A 1,113-nucleotide genomic window follows, 5' to 3' on the forward strand; every position below is an offset into this window, starting at 1 on the left:
TTTTTGACGGCACGTATGGTGTTGTTTTCAAAAATGCCCTCTGGTTCGGCGCTTAGGACTTGTACATCACTCACGCTTCCATTCAAGCCTATAGTGAAGCTAATATTAACCCATCCTTCCAGTCTTGCGCGTTTTGCTCTTCTGGGGTAGAGCGGGTCTGGCGTGAGCAAGGGAAACAGTTGCTCATCAAAACTCGGGGCGGCACTTTGTATGGGTTTAAGGGAACTTGCCGGGAATTCAGGTGGGCTTAATGAAAGTGGCACCGAAGGTGTATCGATAGGGCTCAAGTCTAGCGAAAGCTTTGGAAGCCGGGGGTTAAACGCTGCTTGATCGATTAGTTTGGGTTTGGGTGGTTCAGGTTCTGCTTCTTCGGGTGGTGGCAGCTCTTCTTCTTGCTCGGGCGCGCTTGAAGAGTTTGCTTCAATCCGAATGAAGTCAATGCTGAGAAATTTGTAGATCGCAGCTTCGACGCTAAGCGGAGTAATCAGACTCGTCATAAGCTTGCTAATGGCTAATACACAGATTATGGCTAATAGGGCGGCGAGTACCCAACGTGTAAGGCTTTGACTTAGCGGCAGTCGACAAATGGTGTTATCCATAAACCTAGATTCCACTGTTTGATTCTTTGCGTGTCGCAACGGCGATGTTCTTGGCGCCTGCAAGTTTGCACTGGTCCAATGCCTGTATCAATAAACCGGTCCGTGCATGCTCATCGGCCTGGAGGATGACAGTGCTTTCTGGCGACTCACTCAATAAACGCTCAATATTGCGTCTGATGGTTTGTGGTTCAACTTGCCGTTGATCGATCCACACTTTATTTTGAGCTGTGATTGCTACAATAATTGCCTGTTGAGGCAGTGTGCTGGATGTCTGGGCTTGAGGGCGGTTAATGTTAGCGCCCGCTTCGCGAATGAAACTGGTGGTAACAATAAAGAAAATTAGCAGAATGAATACGACATCCAACATTGGTGTCATATTGATTTCTACGTCTTCTTCTTCATTGTTGAAAAAAGGAAAGCGCGTTCTCATGCCTTGACGCCCCCTTCTTCTAATAGGGGGAATTGATGCTTGAGTATACCTCAAGCATCAATTCCCCCTATTAGAAGAAGGGGG

The 1,113-nt window shown here is 47.5% G+C and carries 2 protein-coding genes; both read right to left on the reverse strand.

Features of this window, described 5'->3' with window-relative positions; all coding sequences use genetic code 11:
- Positions 1-599: energy transducer TonB (locus tag A3729_RS22075; RefSeq protein ID WP_068634283.1), on the reverse strand; the 599-nt coding region annotated here is incomplete at its 3' end.
- A gap of 4 nt (positions 600-603) precedes the next feature.
- Entirely contained in the window at positions 604-1,029 is a 426-nt protein-coding gene (locus tag A3729_RS22080; RefSeq protein WP_068514839.1) for a biopolymer transporter ExbD, read from the reverse strand.
- Between the last annotated feature and the right edge of the window lie 84 nt (positions 1,030-1,113).

This window comes from Oleiphilus sp. HI0043 (assembly GCF_001634935.1).

Bases quoted from the DNA above. Each gene is read 5' to 3' on its own strand.
- A3729_RS22080 (WP_068514839.1), bottom strand. From the start codon at position 1,029: ATGAGAACGCGCTTTCCTTTTTTCAACAATGAAGAAGAAGACGTAGAA.